The following is a 22,822-nucleotide window of genomic DNA, read 5'->3' on the forward strand; positions in this document are numbered from 1 at the left end:
GACTGGTCAGTGCAAAAACTATCTCGAACCCCTGACCGAGGCAAAAGGCCAGGTCGGAACGGATTGTCAGTGCCATAGCTCACGATGGGTACATACGGCCACAGTGCCGTCACACAGACGACAGGAGGTTCGTCATGGCCACCTCTTCCGCAGCCGCCGCCCACCGGCGCGGCGCCGCCGGCCCTGCACCCTCACTGACCGGTCCGGCGAGCGACGTGCACCCCGTGCTGCGCCGGACGACAGCTCCGCCCGCAGCCCTCGACCTGCTCGCCCAGGCCCGTGCCGGGCTCGAGGAGGCGACCACCCTCGAGACGCCCAACGAGCGCTATGCCACGGCGCACCTGGCGGCCCTGCGCACCGCCGCCGCCGTGCTCGCCGCGCGGGGACGCCCGGAGACCACGCCCCGGCGCCGGGCGCGCATCCGGAGCGCCTGGGAAGTGCTCCCCGAGATCGCGCCCGAACTGGCCGAGTGGGGCGCGCTGTTCGCTTCCGGAGCCGGGCGCCGGGCCCGCGCGGAAGCGGGCATACAGGGCGCGGCCGCCCCGCGGGACGCCGACGACCTGATACGCGACGTGGCCATGTTCCTGCGCCTCGTCGAGCGGATGCTGGTCCTCCAGCCGGTCCTGCCGCAGCCCAGGCAGGACGAGGACCGAGAGGTCCCGGACGCGGGGTGAGCGCGGGCCGTCGCGTTCGGCCGCTGCCGGGGCGGCCCGGGAGCGGCGCGTGGCCGGCCGGCGGTCCGCCGCGTGCTCGGTCGCGGCACCGGCGGGTGACCATCGTGGATCCGCGCGACCCACGGCGTGATCCACACCGTCATCCGCCGCGTGATCCATGGCGTGATCCACCGCGTGATCCACCGCGTGAGACGGCGAGCCGGGCACGGCGGCGGAGGCAATAAGGTGGGAGGCGCATGCAGCCTCCCAGCGGGAGGCGTCCCGATCGCTCCGCCGGACAGCAGGCGGTGCCGCGCCGAGGAGTCAACTGCCGTGTCGGACCCGATGCGCCCCCGCGCCGCCCTCCGTACCGCCGTGGTCTGGGAGGTCCTCCAGGACGCTCTCGACCGCCGCGTGAAGGCCACGGGACGGGAATCGCTCGACGTCCTCGACACCGGGGGCGGCAGCGGCAACTTCGCGGTGCCCGTGGCCCGCCTCGGCCATCGCGTCACGGTCGTCGACCCCAGCCCGAACGCACTGTTCGCGCTGGAGCGCCGCGCCGGTGAGGCGGGCGTCGCCGACCGCGTGAAGGGCGTCCAGGGCGATGCCCACGGCCTCTTCGACGTCGTCGAGCGCGGCGGCTACGACGCGGTGCTCTGCCACGGCGTCCTGGAGTACGTGGACGACCCCGCCGAGGGCGTGCGCAACGTGGTGGACGCCCTGCGCCCCGAAGGCGTGCTCAGTCTGCTCGCCGCCGGTCTGGGCGGAGCGGTGCTCGCACGCGCCCTCGCCGGGCACTTCAAGGAGGCCAGGCAGGCGCTCGACGACCCGGACGGACGCTGGGGCGAGGGTGATCCCGTACCGCACCGCTTCACCGCCGCACAGCTCACCGCGCTCGTCGAGGGCGCGGGCCTGCGGGTCGGTGCCGTGCACGGCGTGCGGGTCTTCGCCGACCTGGTCCCCGGCGTCCTCGTGGACACCGAACCGGGCGCCCTCGACGCGCTGCTCAAGCTGGAGGCCGCGGCGGCCGAGCTCGCCGCCTTCCACTCCGTGGCGACACAGCTCCATGTGCTGGGTGAGTCCCGGGGTGCCGGCGAGGCGTGAGCCGCCGTCCGTGACGCGCCGCTGATCAGCGCCGGGGCGGCGGATGGAGTACGCCACAGGCCCCCCGATCGGGCGCCCCGCGCCGTATGATCGAGGGAGACCACCCGGCATGACGGGTCGGCCGCCGGGGAATGCACGCTCCAGCGGGCCGGACCGCCGTGGCGGGTTCCGGTTGGCCGATTGGCGTAGAGGGGCGGGTTTCACGGGGGCGATTCCCTGCCTATCCTGAAGGGGACCCCCAGTCGCCCCGGCGACTGCACGATGAGGAGGACTCCGTGCCGCTCTCGGAGCACGAGCAGCGAATGCTCGAGCAGATGGAGCGAGCGCTGTACGCCGAAGATCCCAAGTTCGCGACAGCGCTTGAGGGAAGCGGGCTGCGTACGTACACCCGGCGACGGGTCTACCAGGCGGTCGCGGGCTTTCTTGTGGGTATCGCGCTCCTCATGGCCGGAATGGTCGCCCAGCAGATCTGGATCAGCGTGGTGGGCTTCCTCGTCATGCTGGGCTGTGCGGTGCTCGCCGTCACCGGTTGGCGCAAGGCCCCCAAGCCGGGTGAACAGCCGGCCGCCGGTGCACCGGGCGTCCGTCGTCAGCCGCGGCAGCGCCGCTCCATGATGGACCGCATCGAACAACGCTGGCAGCGCCGTCGAGACGAGCAGGGTCACTAGGGCCTGCCCTGACCCTGCGGGTCGCCGCAGCCACAGACATCGCGTGAGGGGGTGTCCCGCCCGGCCGGGCGGGACACCCCCTCACGCATGCCTTCACCCGGCCCCGGCTGGCGAGCCGGTCAGTCCCGCCGCGAGCGACGGGGCGAGGCCGCCCGCCCGGAAATGTGGAGCGGGCCGGTCCGCCTGCCCGGAGAGGTGGAGCAGGCCGGTCCGCCCGCCCCGGAGAGGTGGAACGTGCCGGTCCGCCCGGTGCGGCCAGGCGCGGTGAGGTGTGCCGCAACCGGCTTGCGGGCCGTCCCTCCGTCCTCGGGAACCGACAGGGGCCCCTCCCGCCGGTGACCGGGAACCGACAGGGGCCCCTCGCCCGGCGTCGGGCGAGGGGCCCCTGCTCGCGTCAGCCGTTCTGGCCCGAAGGGCGTCGCAGCAAGGCCGCCCGGCGCGCGGCGAGTCCGGAGCGCAGGGCCGTCCAGCGGGACGAGGCGGCCCAGGCCACCCGGACGGCCGAGCGCGGCGCCAGCAGCGCCCGCAGCCGGGTGGAACGGCTCACCGACGCCCGGAGCGCGTCCGTGACCCGCCGGGCGTCCTCCGCGATCCCTGCCGCCGGGTGGGGACGGGGAGCGTAGAGGACCTGCTCCACCGTGGACGCCAGCCGGTGCAGCGCCGCCTCCGCGGGCGGATCCAGCCGTCCGAGCCGGACGATCCGCGCGGCCGCCCCGCGCGGTGTCCGGGACTCGTCCGGCCCGATGCCGTGGTCCCACGCCGTGTCCGTCACCTCCTGCCAGGCGGCGAGGGCGTGAGCCGCGAGGGCCTCCTCCGAACGCCCGTGCGCCCCGAGCCGCACAGCCCGGACCCGGGCCCGCCACAGCATCGGCAGGAACGGGACCGCCAGTACCGCGAACCCGGCCAGGACGAGCAGCGGCAGCAACCACCAGGGCCGACCGCCGTCGTCGGAGCCGGCCGTGGCCAGGGCGGACTCGCTCGGGCAGGCCTCCAGCTTCTTCTGCTGGACCGAGCAGCTCTCGCTCACCGACGGCGCGGCGGACGGGGCCGTGGACGCCGACCCCGACGGCCTCGGCACCGACGGGACGTTGCTGTCCGGGGTGTCCGCCTGCGTGTACTCGGGCACCGTGCCCCGGTTGGGGGTGGGCTCGAAGCGGGTCCAGCCGACCCCTTCGAAGTACAGCTCGGGCCAGGCGTGCGCGTCCCGCAGACCCACCGACATCGAACCGTCCGCCTGCGGCGAGCCGGGCGTGAAGCCCACCGCGACCCGGGCCGGTATGCCCAGGGTGCGGGCCATCGAGGCCATCGCGAAGGAGAAGTGGACGCAGAAGCCCTCCTTCTCCCGCAGGAAGCGCGCGATCGCGGCGGAACCGCTGCCGACCTGCACCTGGGTGTCGTACGTGAACCCGCCGTCGACGGCGAAGTAGTCCTGGAGGTCGACCGCCCGCTCGTAGTCGTTCGTCGCGTCCTCGGTGACCTTGAGCGCGGTCTGCGCCACCTCGGGCGGCAGCGACTCCGGGACCTTGGTGAACTCGCGCCGCAGGGCGTCCGGCGGCTGCGGGGCGGAGGCCAGCTGCTCCGCGGTCGGCTGCACGATCAGGCTCGCCACCTCGTACCGCGCGCCGCGGGTGTTCTGGCCGTGGTCACCGACGAGCGTGCGGCCCAGCGGTTCGTAGCGCCAGTTGCCGTCGATGTCCACCTTGCTGGCGGGGTAGGGCATCGGCAGCCAGTCCTGCGCGTACCAGTCGGACGCCGAGATGCGCGTCCGGATCTCCGACCGGCGGATGTCGGGACCGAGGCCGACCGGGGTCGGCAACGTGTCCGGCACCGCCTGGATGCGGCGCTGGGCCGGCTTCCAGGCCGTGCCGTCGAACTCGTCGAGGGAGACGATCCGCAGATACAGGTCCTGTGTGTCCTCGGTGTCGGTGCGGTACGACATGACCTGGCGGTCCTCGTTCACGTTCAGGCTGTCGCGCAGCGAGACCAGGGGGTTCACCGCGGAGATCGTGCCGCCGCCCCCGGCGCCCGCCCCGGCGCCGGTCCCGGCGCCGTCCAGCAGGCCGCCGTCCAGGGCGGGCAGACCGAGCGGCACCACCAGGGCGATGCCCAGGGCCACGGCGCCGATGCGCCGCCCGGTGCGGACGGGGGCGACCGCGCCGCTCCCCGCGTCCGGACCGGGGCCGCGGGGTCCGCCGCCGAAGACACGGCCCCACTGGGAGAGCCGTTCCCGCCCCTCCGCCAGCAGCAGCATGAGATATCCGCAGGCCGCGAGCAGGAACCACAGCCACGCGGTGCCGCCGTCCGAGAGGCCCGCGGCGACCGAGTACAGCGCGAGCAGCGGCAGCCCGGCCGGGGCGGCGCTGCGGAACGTCACCGCGAGCGCGTCCACGGCGAGGCCGATCACCAGGACTCCGCCGACCAGCATCAGCCGGATGCCGTCCGACAGCGGCGCCGGGATCGCATACCGCCCGACGTCGTCCGAGCCCGCCTGGAGCAGGGTCCCCAGCCGGTCGAACACCTCCGGTCCCGGGATCACGCCCCCGAGGGCCTGCCCGCGCGCGAAGGTCAGCGTCAGCAGCACCAGCGTCACCAGGGCCTGCAGACCCACCGTCAGCGGCCGGGCCAGCGGCACCCGCCGGGCCAGCGCGCCCACCGTGGTCTGGACCGTCAGCAGCAGGGCCGCCTGCAAGATCCACGTCGCCGGGTCGACCAGCGGCAGCAGGGCGCAGGAGGTCAGCAGTGTCGCCGCCGCGGCACACAGCGCCAGTCGTGCGCGCCCGCTCATGAGCCGCCTCCCATCGGGCTGCCCGTGGCCGCGGCGCTCGTGCGCTGCCGGTCGGTCTGCCGCCACAGGTCGGCGAGATCCGCTCCCCGCGGCACCTTCACCGCGGTCCAGCCCGCCTCACGCAGCATGCGCAGCCTTCTTTCCCCGTTTCCGTCCGGCGGGCCGGGGACACCGGACGGCTGCCGCACCCACGCGTCGCTCTCCAGCAGGAAGGCGAGGGCGCCGCCGCTGCGCCGGCGCATCCTGGCGAGCACCGTCGCCTGCTCCTCGTCCAGGTCGCCGAGGAAGGCGATCAGCAGCCCCTCGCTCCCGCCGCGCAGCGCGTCGTAGGCGCGCGACAGGCCCGCCCCGTCCGAGTGGTCCACCACGGCGAGCGTGTCCATCATCAGCCCCGCCGCGTCGGCGGACTCCTGGGTGGCGCCCGCGAAACCGTCGGCGCTCTCGCCGGGCACCGAAGTGCCCGTGTCCGTCAGCAGCCGCACGGAGAAGCCCCGTTCGAGCATGTGGACCAGGGTGGAGGCCGCGCCCGACACGGCCCACTCGAAGGCCGCGTCCGGGCCGGCGCCGGCGTAGGCGATGCCGCGGGTGTCCAGCAGGACCGTGCAGCGGGCGCGCTGCGGCTGCTCCTCGCGGCGCACCATCAGCTCGCCGTAGCGTGCGGTCAGCCGCCAGTGCACCCGGCGCAGGTCGTCGCCGTGCCGGTAGCCGCGGGGTATCACGTCGTCCTCGCCGGCCAGCGCGAGCGAACGCTGCCGCCCGTCGCCGTACCCCTTCGCCTCGCCGCTCAGCCGCACCGGCGGCAGCGGCTCCACGCGCGGGATGACCGTCAGGGTGTCGTACGTCGAGAAGGAGCGGGTCAGCTCGCACAGCCCGAACGGGTCGGCGAGGCGCAGCTGGAGCGGGCCCAGGGGATAGCGGCCGCGCAGGTCGGAGCGCACGCGGTAGGACACTTCGCGGTGGCCGCCCGCCTCCATCCGGTCCAGGACGAACCGGGGACGGGGGCCGAGCACGTACGGAACCCGGTCCTGGAGCATGAGCAGCCCCGTGGGCAGCCGCGAGACGTTGTCCATCCGCAGGTGGACGCGGGCCTCGGAACCGGCGGGCACGCGCGCGGGGGAGAGCCTGCGGCTGCCGGTGACCCGGTAGCGGGTGCGGTACAGCACGGTCGCGCACAGCAGCGGCAGCACCGCAAGCAGCAGGCCGACCCGCAGCAGATCGCTCTGTCCCAGGACGTACGCGCAGACGCCGGCCGCCACTCCGGCTGCCAGGAAGGAACGCCCGCGTGTCGTGAGTCCGGCGAGCGCCGTGCGCAGCCCGCCCCCGGACTCCTCCGCGTGGCCCGTCCCCCCGGCCGTCATCACAGCCTCCGGGGCGGCTGCTGGTCGAACGCGGGCGTGCCGCGGCCCATGGCGAACCCGCTCTGCGGCTGGGGAGCCGAGGGCACGGGCGTGCGCTGGAGGATCTCCTGGACGACCTGCTCGGCCGTACGGCGGTTCAGCTGTGCCTGTGCCGTGGGCAGCAGCCGGTGGGCCAGGACCGCCACGGCGAGCGCCTGGATGTCGTCCGGCAGCGCGTACTCCCGGCCGCTGAGGGCGGCCGACGCCTTCGCCGCGCGCAGCAGATGCAGCGTGGCGCGCGGCGAGGCGCCGAGTCTGAGGTCCGGGTGCGTACGGGTGGCCGCCACCAGGTCCACCGCGTAGCGCCGGACCGGCTCGGCGACGTGGACCGTGCGGACCGCGTCGATCAGCTTCACGATGTCGTGCGCGTGCGCCACCGGCTGGAGGTCGTCCAACGGGGAGACGCCGCCGTGGACGTCCAGCATCTGGAGCTCGGCCTCCGCGCTGGGATAGCCGATGGAGACCCGGGCCATGAAGCGGTCGCGCTGGGCCTCGGGCAGCGGATAGGTGCCCTCCATCTCGACCGGGTTCTGCGTGGCCACCACCATGAAGGGGCCCGGCAGCTCGTAGGTCTGCCCGTCGATGGTGACCTGGCGCTCCTCCATGGACTCCAGGAGGGCCGACTGGGTCTTGGGGGAGGCGCGGTTGATCTCGTCGCCGATCACGATCTGCGCGAAGATCGCCCCCGGTTTGAACTCGAAGTCCCGGCGCTGCTGGTCCCAGATGGACACCCCGGTGATGTCCGAGGGCAGCAGGTCGGGCGTGAACTGAATGCGCCGCACCGAGCAGTCGATGGACCGCGCCAGTGCCTTGGCCAGCATCGTCTTGCCGACGCCGGGGACATCCTCGATCAGAAGATGTCCCTCGGCGAGCAGCACGGTCAGCGAAAGCCGTACGACCTCTGGCTTGCCCTCGATCACTCCCTCCACCGAACTGCGGACTCGCTCCGCGGTGGCGGTCAGATCCGTAAGGCTCGCTCGATCGTCATAGGTCGTCACCCGGCCCTCCTCGGCCCGTTCTCGGGCCGACGCTGCGATGCGGACCGGCCCACCCCGAAACACGGACACCACGCGCGGAAAGTTCCGCGTGACGCCACATCCGCATTCTTGTTGCCGTTACCGGTTCGTGTCACTCGACTGTGGACAACCGGCCTTGCTATGTCACGGCTTACGACCTTTTGGGTACGGACGGTGCCCGTCGCTTCCGTGCGACGGGCACCCCGGGGCCCGGCTAGGCGGGGTCGATCTCGCGCAGCAGACCCGTCTTCACGTCGAAGACGAAGCCGCGTACGTCGCCGGTGTGCAGCAGGAACGGCGAGGTGCGCACCCGCTGCATCGACTGCCGTACGTCCTGCTCGACGTCCCGGAAGGCCTCCACCGCCCAGGCGGGACGCTGGCCGACCTCCATCTCCAGGTCGTGCCGGAACTCCTCGGTGAGGGACTCCAGGCCGCAGCCCGTGTGGTGGATGAGGACGACGCTGCGCGTGCCGAGCGCGCGCTGGCTGATCGTCAGGGAGCGGATCACGTCGTCGGTGACCACCCCGCCGGCATTGCGGATGGTGTGGCAGTCGCCGAGCTGCAGGCCGAGCGCGGCGTGCAGGTCGAGCCGCGCGTCCATACAGGCGACCACGGCGACCTGGAGCACCGGACGGGCGTCCATACCGGGGTCGCTGAAGGCGGCGGCGTACCGCTCGTTCGCGCCGACGAGCCGGTCGGTGACGGAGTCCCCGGCGGCTATGGCGTCTTCGGGCTCTGTGGGCACGGATGCAGAAGTCGTCATGCGGAAGACGTTACTGGTCACCCGGGGCGCGGTCCTGCTGTGAGAGAGGACAAAGAACGCCATCGCGGCTTGTTGTGAGCTAATCCACACGGGCGGTGACGGGGCGCCCGAACGGGTGATTCCGGCGGGTCCGCCGCTTCGGAGGGGGTGCGGCCCGCGACGCGCAAGCCGGTTGATTGACCGCGAGACACCGTGGACTAAAGTGACGCGAAGCGGGAGGCGAGGTTCTCCCCGCAGGACTTTTCACCCGGAGGGCCCGGTGATTTCCCGGGGTCTCCCCGCGTGCGCGGCGCGCACGTACGGCTCGGCCTCCTCCCGCTCCCGGTCGGCTGACGCCACTCATCAGGCGCAGGCGGACCTCCCCTTCCGGAGCGGGCGGGGACCCGGCGGTGCGTACGGCCGCGCCGGATCTGAGAGGGCCCAGGTTCAAATGGGGCGCGAAGCGCATGCGAATGAGGGCGACGCCGGGCGACGGGAGGGCCAGAGCCGGCATGTCCCGGTGATGCTCCAGCGGTGCCTGGACATGCTGGCGCCCGCGCTGGAGCGGCCGGGAGCGGTGGTCGTCGACTGCACCCTCGGTCTCGGCGGCCACAGCGAGGCACTGCTGACCCGCTTCCCCGAGGCACGGCTCGTCGCGCTCGACCGGGACAAGGAGGCGCTGCGGCTGTCCGGGGAGCGGCTCGCCCCCTTCGGCGACCGCGCGACCCTCGTGCACGCGGTGTACGACGAACTGCCCGACGTGCTCGACCGCCTGGGCCTGACGCACGTCCAGGGCGTGCTCTTCGACCTCGGCGTCTCCTCCATGCAGCTCGACGAGGCCGACCGCGGCTTCGCCTACGCGCAGGACGCCCCGCTCGACATGCGCATGGACCAGACGACCGGCATCAGCGCCGCCGAGGTCCTCAACACCTACCCGCCCGGCGAACTCGTGCGGATCCTGCGGGCGTACGGCGAGGAGAAGCAGGCCAAGCGGATCGTGTCCGCCGTCGTGCGCGAACGCGCGAAGGAGCCCTTCAGCAACAGCGCCCGGCTCGTCGAACTGATCCGCGACGCGCTGCCGCAGGCCGCCAAGCGGACCGGCGGCAACCCCGCCAAGCGCACCTTCCAGGCCCTGCGCATCGAGGTCAACGGCGAACTGACCGTCCTGGAGCGGGCGATCCCGGCCGCGGTGAAGGCGCTCGCCGTCGAGGGCCGGATCGCGGTGCTGTCGTACCACTCCCTGGAGGACCGGCTGGTCAAGCAGGTGTTCGCGGCCGGCGCCGCCTCCACCGCGCCGCCCGGACTGCCGGTCGTCCCCGAGCGCTACCAGCCCCGGCTCAAGCTCCTCACCCGCGGTGCCGAACTTCCCACCGAGGAAGAGATCGCCGAGAACCGGCGGGCGGCTCCCGCGCGGCTGCGCGGGGCGCAGCGCATCCGCGAGGAAGCCGAGTGAGGCGTACGAAGGGGGCCGTGTGAGGCACACCGAGGGGGAGCGCGAGTGAGTCGCGAACCCACACGCACCGGGAGGGTCCGTGCGTAGGAAACCCCAGCTCCGGGGACGCGCCGCACAGCTCGCGCGGCTGCTCCCGGCCGGTGCGGGCCAGGCCGCCCGCACCCCCTTCGTCCTGCTGGTCGTCCTGCTGCTCGGCGGGGGGCTGATCGGGCTCCTCGTGCTGAACTCCGCGCTGAGCGAGGGGTCGTTCCGGCTCGACGACCTCCAGCGGGAGACGAAGAGCCTCACCGACGAGGAGCAGGAACTCCAGCGGGACGTGGACTCCTACTCGGCACCCGACGCGCTCCAGCGGCGCGCCCGCGAGCTGGGCATGGTCCCCGGCGGCGACCCGGCCTTCCTCGAACCGGACGGCACCGTCAAGGGCGTACCCGGACCGGCCGTCGAGCGGTCCTCGCTCCGCGACCCCGTGGTGCTGCCGCCCGAGGCCATCGCCCCGGCGGCCGGCCCGGCTCCCGCACCGGCCGCGAGCGACTCCTCCGGGCAGTTCCTCACGGCCGCACCCACAGCGCCGCCTCCCACCATCCCCGCCCCGTCCGCAGAGCCCTTCACAACCCCCGGCAGGTGACGGAAGTGTCCGACAGGGAACCGCCGCGCCGCCGCGTGCCAGGACCGGCCCGGCCCGCCCGCCCCGCGGGCCGGTCGCGTCCGGGCCCCGGCGCCCGCCCCGGCCGCCGCCCGGGCGCGCCCCGGCCGGGCGCCCCGCGCATCATCCGTCTCGGCAGCCCGCGCCCCCGGCTGCGCATGGTCAGCCTGGCGCTGACCCTGGTGATGCTCGCCTTCGTCGTACGGCTGCTCCAGGTGCAGGCCGTGGACGCGAGCGCGTACGCCGCGAAGGCCGAGCAGAACCGCTACGTCGGACGCACGCTGGCCGCCGAGCGCGGCGGCATCACGGACCGCAACGGCGTGGAGCTGGCGACCAGCGTGGACGCGTACGACATCACGGCCGACCCCATGATGTTCACGCCCGGTACGACGAAGACGACGGACGCGCCCGAGCAGGCCGCCGCGCTCCTCGCCCCGATCCTGGGCCAGGACATGGAGACCGTCGCCGGGAAGCTGAGCACGAAGAACTCCCGCTACACACTGCTGGCGCACCGCCAGACGCCACAGGTCTGGAAGCAGATCAAGGACCTGAAGACCACACTCGCGGCGAAGGCCGAGACCGACGAGGGCACCGTCAACGTCCTCGCGGGCGTCCTCGCGGTCCCCGCCAGCAAGCGCGTGTACCCCAACGGCGAACTCGCCGCCGGGATACTGGGCTGGGTCAACGCCGACGGCAAGGGCGGCGGCGGGGTCGAGCAGCAGCTGGACGAAGAACTCGCCGGCAAGGACGGCAAGATCCGCTACGCCCAGTCCGGCGGACGCCAGGTGCCGACCGCGGGCTCCACCGAGACGCCCGCGGTGGCCGGTTCCGACGTCGAGCTGACCATCGACCGCGACATCCAGTGGGCGGCGCAGAACGCCATCTCCGAACAGGTGAAGAAGTCCGGGGCGGACCGCGGGTACGTGATGGTGCAGGACACCCGGACCGGCGAGATCCTCGCCATGGCCAACTCGCCCGGCTTCGACCCGAACGACCTCTCCCAGGCCAGTTCGGCGGCGCTGGGCAACGCGGCCCTCCAGGACGCCTACGAGCCCGGCTCCACCGCCAAGGTCATGTCGATGGCCGCGGTGCTGGAGGAGAACGTCGCCACGCCCGCGACGCACGTCGTCGTGCCGAACCGGCTGCACCGCGGCGACCGGCTCTTCCAGGACGACATCGACCACCCGACCTGGAACCTGACGCTCAACGGCGTCCTCGCCAAGTCCAGCAACATCGGCACCATCCTGGCCACCGGCCAGCTCGGCAAGACGCAGAAGCAGGCCAACCGCATCCTCTACACGTACCTGCGCAGGTTCGGCATCGGCAGCCCCAGCGGGCTCGGCTTCCCGGGTGAGACGAAGGGCATCCTCGCGCCCGCCGACAAGTGGTCCACCTCGCAGCAGTACACGATCCCTTTCGGCCAGGGCGTGTCGATCAACGCGATGCAGGCCACCTCCGTCTACTCGACGATCGCCAACGGCGGCGTACGTGTCGAGCCAACTCTCGTGCGCGGCGCCAAGGGGCCCGACGGGCGCTTCACTCCGGCCCCGAAGCCCAAGAAGACGCGGGTCGTGAGCAAGAAGACGGCGAAGACCCTCGCCCAGATGCTCGAGTCCGTGGTGGACGACGAGGAGGGCACCGGGACCCGGGCCCGCATCCCCGGCTACCGGGTCGCGGGCAAGACCGGTACGGCCAACCGTGTGGATCCGGCCACCGGGAAGTACCACGGATACACCTCGTCGTTCGCCGGATTCGCGCCCGCGGACAAACCGCGGGTCACCGTCTACTGCGCGATCCAGAACGCCACCAGGGGCAGTTACTTCGGCGGCCAGATCTGCGGGCCCATCTACAAGCAGGTCATGGAGTTCGCCCTCAAGACCCTCCAGATCCCGCCCACCGGTGCCGGTCCCGCCCGGCTGCCCGTCAGCTTCACACCCTGAACCCGGCTCCACGCCCTGATCAGCACCGACCGGAAACCCAGCACCATCCGGAACACCGACCAGGAACCAGCTCGTGACAACGATCACTCCCGACCACGGGAACCAGGGCCACCCGAGCCCCTCACTTCGCTCCGGCGGGGGTGTGCCCGGTACGCTCACCGCCGTGCCACACGCTGATCAGTCCCAAACCACCCAGAAGGGCGTTCCTGTGACATTTCCGGGGCCGCCGCGACCGGTTCGGATCTCCGCCACACCCCTCGCGGAGCTCGCCGATCAGCTGGGCGTCACCGTCCCGGCGCCGGCCGCGGACATCACGGGCATCACGCACGACTCCCGTGCCGTACGCCCCGGGGACCTGTACGCGGCCCTGCCCGGCGCCCGGATGCACGGCGCCGACTTCGTGACGCAGGCGGCTGGCCTCGGCGCCGCCGCCGTGCTGACCGACCCGACCGGAGCCGACCGCGCCGCCGCCACCGGTCTGCCGGTGCTCGTCGTCGACGAGCCGCGCCGGGAGATGGGCGAACTCGCGGCCACGATCTACGGCCACCCCGGCCGCGACCTGCTCCAGATCGGCATCACCGGAACCTCGGGCAAGACCACCACCGCGTATCTCGTCGAGGGCGGCCTGAAGACGGTCCGCTCCACCGGCCTGATCGGCACGGTCGAGATGCGTATCGGCGACGAGCGCATCAAGTCGGAGCGCACCACCCCCGAAGCCACCGACCTCCAGGCACTGTTCGCGGTGATGCGCGAGCGCGGCGTCGAGGCGGTCGCCATGGAGGTCTCCAGCCACGCGCTGGTCCTCGGCCGGGTCGACGGCTGCGTCTTCGACATCGGCGTCTTCACCAACCTCAGCCCGGAGCACATGGAGTTCCACTCCGGCATGGAGGACTACTTCCAGGCGAAGGCGCAGCTGTTCACGCCGGAGCGCAGCAGGCTCGGCGTGGTCAACCTCGACGACGAGTACGGCCGCCGGCTGGTCAAGGAGGCCACCGTCCCGGTCGTCACCTTCTCCGCCGAGGGGCACCCGGACGCCGACTGGCGGGCCGAGGACGTCCAAGTCGGCCCGATGGACTCGACGTTCACCGTGACCGGCCCGAAGGGGGAGCGGATCACGGCGAGGTCGCCGCTCGCCGGCACCTTCAACGTGGCCAACACGCTCGCCGCGATCGTCGCCCTCGCCGCCGCCGGGATCGGCCCGCAGGACGCCGCGGACGGCATCGCCGCCGTGCCGGGCGTACCGGGCCGCCTGGAGCGCGTGGACGAGGGCCAGCCCTACCTCGCGGTGGTCGACTACGCCCACAAGACGGACGCCGTCGAGTCGGTCCTGCGCGCCCTGCGCAAGGTCACCGAGGGCCGCCTGCACATCGTGCTCGGCTGCGGCGGCGACCGGGACACCACCAAGCGGATGCCGATGGGCGCCGCCGCGGCGCGGCTGGCCGACACCGCCGTACTGACCTCCGACAACCCCCGCTCCGAGGACCCGCTGGCGATCCTCGCGACCATGCTCGCGGGCGCCGCGGAGGTGCCCTCGCACCAGCGCGGCGAGGTCGCGGTCTTCGAGGACCGGGCCGCCGCCATCGCCGCCGCCGTCGCCCGCGCACGGCCCGGCGACACCGTGCTGGTCGCCGGCAAGGGCCACGAGCAGGGCCAGGACATCGCCGGGGTGGTCCGTCCCTTCGACGACCGCCAGGTGCTTCGCGAAGCTATCCAGAAGACCCAGGGATGAACTTGTGATCGCCCTCTCTCTCGCCGAGATCGCAGAAGTCGTCGGCGGGCAGACGCACGACATACCGGATCCGTCGGTCATGGTCACCGGACCAGTCGTCCGGGACTCCCGTGACGTGGAGTCCGGCAGCCTCTTCGTCGCCTTCGTCGGCGAACGGGTGGACGGCCACGACTACGCGCGCGCGGTCGTCGACGCCGGTGCGGCCGCCGTACTGGCCTCGCGGCCGGTCGGGGTGCCCGCCATCGTCGTCGAGGACGTGCAGGCGGCGCTCGGCGCCCTCGCACGGCACGTCGTCGAACGGCTCGGCGCGACCCTCGTGGCCCTCACCGGCTCCGCGGGCAAGACCAGCACCAAGGACCTGATCGCCCAGGTGCTGCGGCGCAAGGCGCCGACCGTCTTCACACCCGGCTCGCTCAACAACGAGATCGGGCTGCCGCTCACCGCGCTCAGCGCCACCGAGGAGACCAGGTTCCTCGTCCTGGAGATGGGCGCCCGCGGTATCGGGCACATCCGCTACCTCGCGGGCCTGACCCCGCCGAAGGTCGGCCTCGTCCTCAACGTCGGCAGCGCCCACATCGGCGAGTTCGGCGGCCGGGAGCAGATCGCCCAGGCCAAGGGCGAGCTGGTCGAAAGCCTGCCCGAGGACGGCGCCGCGATCCTCAACGCCGACGATCCCCTCGTCCGTGCCATGGCCTCCCGCACGAAGGCCCGCGTGATCCTCTTCGGAGAGTCCGACGAAGCGGACGTACGTGCCGAGAACGTCCGGCTCACGGAGACCGGACAGCCCGCCTTCAGCCTTCGCACACCCTCCGGGTGCAGCGATGTGACCATGCGCCTGTACGGTGAGCACCACGTGTCGAACGCGCTCGCCGCGGCCGCCGTCGCCCATGAGCTGGGCATGTCCGCAGACGAGATCGCCCGTGCGCTCTCCGAGGCGGACTCCCTCTCCCGCTGGCGCATGGAGGTCACCGAGCGCCCGGACGGCGTGACGGTCGTCAACGACGCCTACAACGCGAACCCCGAGTCCATGCGAGCCGCCCTGCGCGCGCTCGTGGCGATGGGCAAGGGGAGGCGGACCTGGGCGGTGCTCGGTCAGATGGCCGAGCTCGGGGACGAGGCGCTCGCCGAGCACGACGCGGTCGGACGGCTCGCCGTCCGGCTCAACGTCAGCAAGCTCGTCGCGGTCGGGGGCAGGGAAGCGTCCTGGCTCCAACTGGGCGCATATAACGAGGGTTCGTGGGGTGAGGAGTCGGTGCACGTGTCCGACGCACAGGCGGCTGTCGACCTGTTGCGCAGCGAGCTGCGCCCAGGGGATGTCGTACTCGTGAAGGCGTCCCGGTCGGTCGGTCTCGAACGGGTGGCGCAGGCGCTGCTCGAGACCGGCACCGAGGGTGAGGTCGCAGCCCGATGATGAACCAGATCCTGTTCGCGGGAGTCATCGGCCTCTTCCTGACTCTCGTGGGCACGCCGCTGCTGATCAAGCTGCTGGCCCGCAAGGGCTACGGCCAGTACATCCGGGACGACGGCCCGCGCGAGCACCACAGCAAGCGCGGTACGCCGACCATGGGTGGCATCGCGTTCATCCTGGCCACGATCATCGCCTACTTCCTCAGCAAGGTGATCACCGGCAAACCGCCGACGTTCTCCGGGCTGCTGGTGCTCGGCCTGATGGCGGGCATGGGCGTGGTCGGCTTCCTGGACGACTACATCAAGATCGTCAAGCGGCGTTCGCTCGGTCTGCGGGCCAAGGCCAAGATGGCCGGCCAGCTGATCGTCGGCGTCTCCTTCGCGGTGCTCTCGCTGCAGTTCGCGGACAACCGCAACAACACCCCGGCCTCCACGAAGCTCTCCTTCGTGCAGGACTTCGGCTGGTCCATCGGCCCGGTCCTGTTCGTGGTCTGGGCCCTGTTCATGATCCTCGCGATGTCGAACGGCGTGAACCTTACGGACGGTCTGGACGGCCTCGCCACCGGCGCCTCCGTCATGGTCTTCGGCGCGTACACCTTCATCGGCGTCTGGCAGTTCCAGGAGTCCTGCGCCAACGCGCAGACCCTCGCCAACCCGGGCGCCTGCTACGAGGTGCGCGACCCGCTCGACCTCGCGGTCGTGGCGGCGGCCCTCATGGGCGCCTGCTTCGGCTTCCTGTGGTGGAACACCTCGCCCGCCAAGATCTTCATGGGTGACACCGGCTCGCTGGCCCTCGGCGGCGCGCTGGCCGGTCTCGCCATCTGCTCCCGCACCGAGTTCCTGCTCGCGCTGCTCGGCGGCCTCTTCGTCCTGATCACCATGTCGGTCGTCATCCAGGTCGGCTCCTTCCGCCTCACCGGCAAGCGCGTCTTCCGCATGGCGCCGCTCCAGCACCACTTCGAACTCAAGGGGTGGTCCGAGGTCCTGGTCGTGGTCCGCTTCTGGATCATCCAGGGCATGTGCGTGATCGTCGGACTCGGCCTCTTCTACGCAGGATGGGCAGCCAAGAAGTGACCGACTGGCAGGGGAAGAACGTCACCGTCGCCGGGCTCGGCGTCTCCGGCATCCCGGCGGCCCGCGTGCTGCACGGCCTCGGCGCCGTCGTCACGGTCGTCAACGACGGCGACGACGAGCGCGCGCGGGCCCAGGCGGCGGAGCTGGAGGCGCTAGGCGTCTCCGTGCGGCTCGGTGACGGGGCGACCCTGCCCGCGGGCACCGAACTCGTCGTCACCACGCCCGGCTGGCAGCCGGGCAAGCCGCTGTTCACCGCGGCCGCCGAAGCGGGCGTCCCGGTGTGGGGCGACGTCGAACTGGCCTGGCGCCTGCGCGGCCCGGACGCGGCGCCCTGGCTCGCGGTCACCGGCACCAACGGCAAGACCACGACCGTGCAGATGCTCGCCGAGATCCTGAAGGCGGCCGGGCTGCGCACCGCCGCCGTCGGCAACATCGGCGTCTCGCTGCTCGACGTCGTCCTCGGCGACGAACCGTACGACGTGCTCGCCGTCGAACTCTCCAGCTACCAACTGCACTGGGCGCCCTCCCTTCGCGCCCACTCCGCCGTCGTCCTCAACCTCGCGCCCGACCACCTCGACTGGCACGGCTCCATGCAGGCGTACGCCGCCGACAAGGGCCGTATCTACGAGGGCAATCGCGTCGCCTGCGTCTACAACGTGGCCGACAGGGCCACCGAGGACCTGGTGCGCGAGGCGGACGTCGAGGAGGGCTGCCGGGCCGTCGGCTTCACGCTCGGCACGCCGGGGCCCTCCCAACTCGGCGTCGTGGAAGGCATCCTGGTCGACCGCGCCTTCGTCGAGGACCGGCAGAAGAACGCCCAGGAGCTGGCGCAGGTCTCCGACGTCCAGCCGCCCGCCCCGCACAACATCGCCAACGCCCTTGCCGCGGCGGCCCTCGCGCGCGCCTACGGGGTGCCCGCGGCGGCCGTACGCGACGGGCTGCGGGCCTTCCGGCCGGACGCCCACCGCATCGCGCACGTCGCGGACGTGGACGGCGTCGCTTACGTCGACGACTCCAAGGCGACCAACACCCATGCCACGGAAGCGTCGTTGGCCGCCTACGAGTCGATCGTGTGGATCGCGGGCGGCCTCGCCAAGGGCGCGTCCTTCGACGAGCTGGTCACCAGGTCCGCGAAGCGGCTCCGGGGCGCCGTGCTCATCGGCGCCGACCGCGCCCTCATCCGGGAAGCGCTGGCGCGACACGCGCCCGAAGTCCCGGTCGTCGACCTGGACCGGACGGACACTGGGGCGATGCGCGCGGCTGTCCAGGAGGCGCGACGGCTCGCGGAGCCGGGGGACACGGTACTGCTGGCCCCGGCCTGCGCCTCGATGGACATGTTCGCCAACTACAACAAGCGCGGTGACGCGTTCGCGGAGGCGGTTCGCGAACTCGGCGCCTGACCCGGCCGCCTGCCGGGCGACCTTGGGAGGGACGGACGCGTGACACCGTTGTGGCCCGGAGACGCCGATGCCCAGTAGCCGTACCGGCCGGCCCCCCGTGCAGCGGGCCGCCAGGCGTCCCGCCGTGCCGCGCCCCCCGGGCGAGAACCCGCTGCGCGGCTTCGTCGTGCGCGCCCGCCGCGCCTGGGACCGGCCGCTGACCGCGTACTACCTGATCTTCGGCAGCAGCCTGCTGATCACCGTGCTCGGCCTGGTGATGGTCTACTCGGCCTCGATGATCAAGGCGCTCCAGCTGTCCCTGCCCGGGTCGTACTTCTTCCGCAAGCAGTTCCTGGCGGCCGCCATCGGCACCGGGCTGCTGCTGCTCGCCTCACGGATGCCGGTGAAGCTGCACCGGGCGCTGGCCTACCCGATACTGGCCGGTTCGGTCTTCCTGATGATCCTGGTGCAGGTGCCGGGGATAGGGATGTCGGTCAACGGGAACCAGAACTGGATCTCCGTCGGCGGCCCCTTCCAGCTCCAGCCCAGCGAGTTCGGCAAGCTCGCGCTCGTGCTGTGGGGCGCCGACCTGCTCGCCCGCAAGGAGGACAGGCGGCTGCTCGCCCAGTGGAAGCACATGCTGGTGCCCCTGGTGCCGGTCGCCTTCATGCTGCTCGGGCTGATCATGCTCGGCGGCGACATGGGGACCGCGATCATCCTCACCGCGATCCTGTTCGGCCTGCTGTGGCTCGCCGGTGCCCCCACGCGGCTCTTCGCGGGCGTCCTGGCCGTCGCCGCGACGATCGGCGTCATCCTCATCAAGACCAGCCCCAACCGCATGTCACGGCTCGCCTGCATCGGCGCGACGGATCCCGGCGCGAACGACCAGTGCTGGCAGGCCGTGCACGGCATCTACGCCCTCGCGTCCGGGGGGCTCTTCGGATCCGGGCTCGGCGCGAGCGTGGAGAAATGGGGTCAACTGCCCGAAGCGCACACCGACTTCATCTTCGCCATCACCGGGGAGGAACTGGGTCTGTCAGGGACGCTGTCGGTGCTCGCCCTCTTCGCGGCTCTAGGCTATGCGGGTATCCGCGTGGCCGGACGCACGGAGGACCCCTTCGTCAGGTATGCCGCGGGAGGCGTGACCACCTGGATCACGGCGCAGGCCGTGATCAACATCGGTGCGGTGCTCGGCCTGCTGCCGATCGCCGGAGTCCCGCTCCCGCTGTTCTCCTACGGGGGTTCCGCCCTGCTGCCGACCATGTTCGCCATCGGGCTGCTGATCGCCTTCGCACGCGACGAGCCCGCTGCGCGGGCTGCGCTTGCCATGCGGCAACCCCGCTTTGGTAGAAAGCGTGCTGCGGTCAGAGGTTCTGGAGAACCTCGGAGATGGAACACGATGCGACGGCGTGCCTCGGCGCGTTCGTCCGGAGAGCGGTGAATTTCGGTGCATGTCGTACTCGCCGGCGGGGGGACCGCCGGCCACATCGAGCCCGCGCTCGCCCTCGCGGACGCCCTGCGCAGGCAGGACCCGACCGTGGGAATCACGGCCCTGGGCACGGAGCGCGGACTTGAGACCCGACTGGTGCCCGAGCGGGGCTACGATCTCGCGCTGATCCCCGCCGTGCCGCTGCCACGCAAGCCCACGCCCGAGCTGATCACCGTCCCCGGACGGCTGCGCGGCACGATCAAGGCCGCCGAGCAGATCCTGGAGCGCACCAAGGCGGACGCCGTGGTCGGCTTCGGGGGCTACGTCGCCCTCCCCGGCTACCTCGCCGCCAAGCGCCTCGGGGTGCCGATCGTCATCCACGAGGCCAACGCGCGGCCGGGCCTGGCCAACAAGATCGGCTCGCGGTACGCCGCCCAGGTCGCCGTCTCGACGCCGGACAGCAAGCTGCGCGGCGCCCGCTACATCGGCATCCCGCTGCGCCGCTCCATCGCCACGCTGGACCGTGCCGCCGTACGCCCCGAGGCCCGGGCCGCCTTCGGCCTGGACCCCGCCCTGCCGACCCTGCTGGTCTCCGGCGGCTCGCAGGGCGCCCGGCGCCTCAACGAGGTCGTCCAGCAGGTCGCTCCGTACCTCCAGCAGGCCGGCATCCAGATCCTGCACGCGGTCGGGCCCAAGAACGAACTGCCGCAGGTCCAGCAGATGCCGGGGATGCCCCCCTACATCCCGGTACCGTACGTGGACCGGATGGACCTCGCGTACGCCGCGGCCGACATGATGCTCTGCCGGGCGGGTGCGATGACCGTCGCCGAACTCTCCGCCGTCGGGCTTCCGGCCGCCTACGTCCCGCTGCCCATCGGCAACGGCGAACAGCGGCTCAACGCCCAGCCGGTGGTCAAGGCGGGCGGCGGACTGCTGGTCGACGACGCGGAACTGACGCCCGAGTGGATCCAGGCGAACGTGCTGCCCGTGCTGGCCGACCCGCACCGGCTGTTCGAGATGTCCCGCGCCGCCAGCGAGTTCGGCCGCCGGGACGCCGACGACCTGCTCGTCGGCATGGTGTACGAGGCGATTGCGTCGCGCCACCGCGCGTGACAGAAGGCAGGGAGCGTGGCCGGACCGACGACCGCCGAACGTGGCGAACGCCAGAAACCGCAGTCCGGCCCGCCCCGGCCGCCCCGCGTGGGGCGGCTGCCCCGCCCTCGTACGCTCATCATCCTTTTGCTCGCCCTGGTGTTGACCGGCGCCGCCTCCGTCTGGGTCCTCTACGGCTCCCACTGGCTGCGGGTCGAGAAGGTGTCCGCCTCCGGCACGCGGGTCCTGACGGCGCGGCAGGTGCGCGACGCGGCCGAAGTGCCGGTCGGATCCCCGCTCGTGTCGGTCGACACCGACGCCATCGAGGCCCGGCTGCGCCGGAAACTGCCCCGGATCGACTCGGTCGACGTCGTCCGGTCCTGGCCCCGGGGCATCGGACTGAAAGTGACCGAACGCACCCCGGTCCTGATCGTCAAAAACCCTGAAAAGGGCGGCAAGTACGTCGAAGTGGACGCGAAGGGAGTGCGATTCGCCACGGTTTCACGCCCCCCGAAGGGCGTCCCGGCACTCGAACTGACGATTTCTCACTCCGCGGGGCTGCGCCGCTTCGGCACCGGCCGACTGGTCCGCGAGGCGGTCCGGGTCGCCGGCGACCTGCCGGCGGCCGTCGCCCGCGACACCCGCACCGTCAAGGTCCGCTCGTACGACTCCATCTCGCTGGAGCTGAGCGGCGGCCGCACGGTCACCTGGGGCAGCGGCGAGCAGGGCCGCGCCAAGGCCCGTACGCTCACCGCCCTCATGAAAGCAGCTTCCGGAGCCAGGGACTTCGACGTCAGCGTGCCCACCGCCCCTGCGTCAGCCGGGAGTTGACGCACATTCGCGCAGGCCAGCACCCTGGTTGGGCAGCGCTACGCCTGATCACATAGGGTGAAAAGAAAAACGGGAGGTTCGGCGTGTTCGTTGAACGTGCGCCACTTGTCGACTTAGTGTCCTGTTCGGAAGAGTCCAAGGAACAGACACACTGGTAACCCTAAACTTCAGCGTTAGGGTTCGGGTCGGCGTTCGGACCGTCCCATTCGGCATCAGTCGTCGGATCGCGAGACAGCGAGGCGGCGACACGTAACTCGAGGCGAGAGGCCTTCGACGTGGCAGCACCGCAGAACTACCTCGCAGTCATCAAAGTCATCGGTGTCGGCGGCGGTGGTGTCAATGCCATCAACCGGATGATCGAGGTCGGTCTCAAGGGCGTCGAGTTCATCGCCATCAACACCGACGCGCAAGCTCTGTTGATGAGCGACGCCGACGTCAAACTCGACGTCGGCCGTGAACTCACCCGCGGACTCGGCGCAGGAGCCAACCCGGCCGTCGGCCGCAAGGCGGCCGAGGACCACCGCGAGGAGATCGAGGAGGTCCTCAAGGGGGCCGACATGGTCTTCGTGACCGCCGGAGAAGGCGGTGGCACCGGCACCGGCGGAGCACCCGTCGTGGCCAACATCGCCCGTTCGCTCGGCGCCCTCACCATCGGCGTGGTCACGCGCCCCTTCACCTTCGAGGGGCGCCGCCGGGCCAACCAGGCCGAGGACGGCATCGCGGAACTCCGCGAAGAGGTCGACACCCTCATCGTCATCCCCAACGACCGGCTGCTGTCCATCTCGGACCGCCAGGTCTCGGTCCTCGACGCGTTCAAGTCGGCGGACCAGGTCCTGCTGTCCGGTGTGCAGGGCATCACCGACCTCATCACCACGCCCGGCCTGATCAACCTCGACTTCGCCGACGTCAAGTCCGTGATGTCCGAGGCGGGTTCGGCCCTCATGGGCATCGGCTCGGCCCGCGGCGACGACCGCGCGGTGGCGGCCGCGGAGATGGCGATCTCCTCGCCGCTCCTCGAAGCCTCCATCGACGGCGCGCGCGGCGTGCTGCTCTCCATCTCCGGCGGCTCCGACCTCGGCCTGTTCGAGATCAACGAAGCCGCCCAGCTGGTGAGCGAGGCCGCGCACCCCGAGGCCAACATCATCTTCGGCGCGGTCATCGACGACGCCCTCGGCGACGAGGTGCGGGTCACCGTCATCGCCGCCGGCTTCGACGGCGGCCAGCCGCCGTCCAAGCGGGACACCGTCCTGGCGTCCTCGTCGGCCAAGCGTGAGGAGCCCGCCCCGGTGCGCTCCTCCGACAGCCGCCCGACCTTCGGCTCGCTCGGCAGCGTCACGCCGAAGGAGGCTCCGGAGCCCGCTCCGGAGCCTGCCAACGAGCTGCCGGTCGCCCCGCCGGTCCCGCCGTCCCGCTCCTACTCGGACAGCGCGGCCGAAGAGCTGGACGTGCCGGACTTCCTGAAGTGATAGGACATCGCTCC

Annotated in this window: 18 protein-coding genes; 14 read left to right on the forward strand and 4 right to left on the reverse strand. The window is 72.1% G+C overall.

Annotated elements, in window-relative coordinates; translation table 11 throughout:
- Positions 1–134 precede the first annotated feature (134 nt).
- From ACFYP4_RS33530 to ACFYP4_RS33540, 3 genes are all read left to right on the forward strand, one after another.
- Positions 135–674 carry an SAV_6107 family HEPN domain-containing protein gene (locus ACFYP4_RS33530; protein WP_358853489.1) on the forward strand — a complete coding sequence of 180 codons (540 nt, stop codon included), beginning with the start codon at positions 135–137 and terminating at the stop codon, positions 672–674.
- 312 nt (positions 675–986) lie between these two features.
- Complete coding sequence (locus ACFYP4_RS33535; protein WP_358853488.1) at positions 987–1,757, forward strand: methyltransferase; 771 nt, start codon at positions 987–989, stop codon at positions 1,755–1,757.
- A gap of 275 nt (positions 1,758–2,032) precedes the next feature.
- A complete protein-coding gene (locus tag ACFYP4_RS33540) occupies positions 2,033–2,425 on the forward strand; it encodes a DUF3040 domain-containing protein (protein ID WP_358853487.1) in 393 nt (130 codons plus the stop codon).
- Between the two features lie 394 nt (positions 2,426–2,819).
- Here the strand turns inward: ACFYP4_RS33540 and ACFYP4_RS33545 are convergent, their stop codons facing one another.
- From ACFYP4_RS33545 to ACFYP4_RS33560, 4 genes are all read right to left on the reverse strand, one after another.
- Positions 2,820–5,210, reverse strand: coding sequence for a DUF3488 and transglutaminase-like domain-containing protein (locus ACFYP4_RS33545; RefSeq protein WP_358855306.1), 2,391 nt, complete (start codon positions 5,208–5,210; stop codon positions 2,820–2,822).
- On the reverse strand, positions 5,207–6,568 hold the full coding sequence (locus ACFYP4_RS33550) for a DUF58 domain-containing protein (RefSeq protein ID WP_388790634.1): 1,362 nt from the start codon (positions 6,566–6,568) through the stop codon (positions 5,207–5,209). Before ACFYP4_RS33550 ends, ACFYP4_RS33545 begins: the two co-directional genes overlap by 4 nt.
- A complete protein-coding gene (locus ACFYP4_RS33555) occupies positions 6,568–7,605 on the reverse strand; it encodes a MoxR family ATPase (protein WP_358855308.1) in 1,038 nt (345 codons plus the stop codon). Before ACFYP4_RS33555 ends, ACFYP4_RS33550 begins: the two co-directional genes overlap by 1 nt.
- Positions 7,606–7,837: 232 nt before the next feature.
- A complete protein-coding gene (locus ACFYP4_RS33560; RefSeq protein WP_358855309.1) occupies positions 7,838–8,386 on the reverse strand; it encodes a carbonic anhydrase in 549 nt (182 codons plus the stop codon).
- Between the two features lie 430 nt (positions 8,387–8,816).
- Here ACFYP4_RS33560 and rsmH point away from each other — a divergent pair, with 430 nt between their 5' ends.
- The 11 genes from rsmH (at position 8,817) to ftsZ (ending at position 22,808) form a co-directional block, all read left to right on the forward strand.
- Positions 8,817–9,818, forward strand: coding sequence for a 16S rRNA (cytosine(1402)-N(4))-methyltransferase RsmH (rsmH, locus tag ACFYP4_RS33565; protein WP_388790638.1), 1,002 nt, complete (start codon positions 8,817–8,819; stop codon positions 9,816–9,818).
- A gap of 79 nt (positions 9,819–9,897) precedes the next feature.
- Complete coding sequence (locus ACFYP4_RS33570; RefSeq protein ID WP_388790640.1) at positions 9,898–10,443, forward strand: septum formation initiator family protein; 546 nt, start codon at positions 9,898–9,900, stop codon at positions 10,441–10,443.
- A gap of 5 nt (positions 10,444–10,448) precedes the next feature.
- Positions 10,449–12,401 (forward strand): peptidoglycan D,D-transpeptidase FtsI family protein, encoded by a 1,953-nt coding sequence (locus tag ACFYP4_RS33575; protein WP_388790643.1) that lies wholly within the window; start codon positions 10,449–10,451, stop codon positions 12,399–12,401.
- Between the two features lie 208 nt (positions 12,402–12,609).
- Positions 12,610–14,130, forward strand: a complete 1,521-nt coding sequence (locus tag ACFYP4_RS33580; RefSeq protein WP_358855313.1) for a UDP-N-acetylmuramoyl-L-alanyl-D-glutamate--2,6-diaminopimelate ligase — start codon at positions 12,610–12,612, stop codon at positions 14,128–14,130.
- A gap of 4 nt (positions 14,131–14,134) precedes the next feature.
- Positions 14,135–15,541, forward strand: a complete 1,407-nt coding sequence (gene murF / locus ACFYP4_RS33585; RefSeq protein ID WP_388790647.1) for a UDP-N-acetylmuramoyl-tripeptide--D-alanyl-D-alanine ligase — start codon at positions 14,135–14,137, stop codon at positions 15,539–15,541.
- Entirely contained in the window at positions 15,541–16,611 is a 1,071-nt protein-coding gene (gene mraY / locus ACFYP4_RS33590; RefSeq protein ID WP_358855322.1) for a phospho-N-acetylmuramoyl-pentapeptide-transferase, read from the forward strand. Before murF ends, mraY begins: the two co-directional genes overlap by 1 nt.
- Complete coding sequence (gene murD / locus ACFYP4_RS33595; RefSeq protein ID WP_388790650.1) at positions 16,593–18,011, forward strand: UDP-N-acetylmuramoyl-L-alanine--D-glutamate ligase; 1,419 nt, start codon at positions 16,593–16,595, stop codon at positions 18,009–18,011. The genes mraY and murD overlap by 19 nt, the downstream gene beginning before the upstream one ends.
- 67 nt (positions 18,012–18,078) lie before the next feature.
- Positions 18,079–19,431 carry a putative lipid II flippase FtsW gene (gene ftsW / locus ACFYP4_RS33600; RefSeq protein ID WP_358855316.1) on the forward strand — a complete coding sequence of 451 codons (1,353 nt, stop codon included), beginning with the start codon at positions 18,079–18,081 and terminating at the stop codon, positions 19,429–19,431.
- A 6-nt stretch (positions 19,432–19,437) separates the two neighbouring features.
- Positions 19,438–20,532 carry an undecaprenyldiphospho-muramoylpentapeptide beta-N-acetylglucosaminyltransferase gene (gene murG / locus ACFYP4_RS33605; protein ID WP_356170210.1) on the forward strand — a complete coding sequence of 365 codons (1,095 nt, stop codon included), beginning with the start codon at positions 19,438–19,440 and terminating at the stop codon, positions 20,530–20,532.
- Between the two features lie 15 nt (positions 20,533–20,547).
- Positions 20,548–21,342: an FtsQ-type POTRA domain-containing protein gene (locus ACFYP4_RS33610; RefSeq protein ID WP_358855317.1), complete on the forward strand. Its 795-nt coding sequence runs from the start codon at positions 20,548–20,550 to the stop codon at positions 21,340–21,342.
- 275 nt (positions 21,343–21,617) lie between these two features.
- A complete protein-coding gene (gene ftsZ, locus ACFYP4_RS33615) occupies positions 21,618–22,808 on the forward strand; it encodes a cell division protein FtsZ (RefSeq protein WP_358855318.1) in 1,191 nt (396 codons plus the stop codon).
- Positions 22,809–22,822: the final 14 nt, after the last annotated feature.

Origin of the sequence: Streptomyces sp. NPDC005551 (genome assembly GCF_042871785.1) — a bacterium.
Taxonomy (GTDB): domain Bacteria; phylum Actinomycetota; class Actinomycetes; order Streptomycetales; family Streptomycetaceae; genus Streptomyces.